Here is a 279-nt window from a genome sequence, read left to right on the forward strand (position 1 = left end):
GTCGCCGGCAAAGGCAAGGCCTTCGTCGACCAGCAGCACGACGTCACTGCTTCCGATGTTGAGCTGGCGCAGCGCGAGGGTTTCGAATCGGTCGAGCATCTGAAGCGCTACACGACGCTCGGCATGGCGACCGACCAGGGCAAGACCTCGAATGTCGCCGGCCTGGCCATCATGGCCGCAGTCACCGGCAAGTCGATCCCGGAGACGGGCACTACGATCTACCGGCCGCCCTATGTGCCGGTCGCCATCGGCGCCTTCGCCGGCCATCACCGCGACGAG

Annotated in this window: 1 protein-coding gene; it reads left to right on the forward strand. The window is 66.3% G+C overall.

Features of this window, described 5'->3' with window-relative positions; all coding sequences use genetic code 11:
- Window positions 1-279: hypothetical protein (locus EN852_RS40465; RefSeq protein ID WP_135880022.1), on the forward strand; the 279-nt coding region annotated here is incomplete at both ends.

It is taken from the genome of Mesorhizobium sp. M2E.F.Ca.ET.209.01.1.1, assembly GCF_004010375.2.
Classification (GTDB): domain Bacteria; phylum Pseudomonadota; class Alphaproteobacteria; order Rhizobiales; family Rhizobiaceae; genus Mesorhizobium.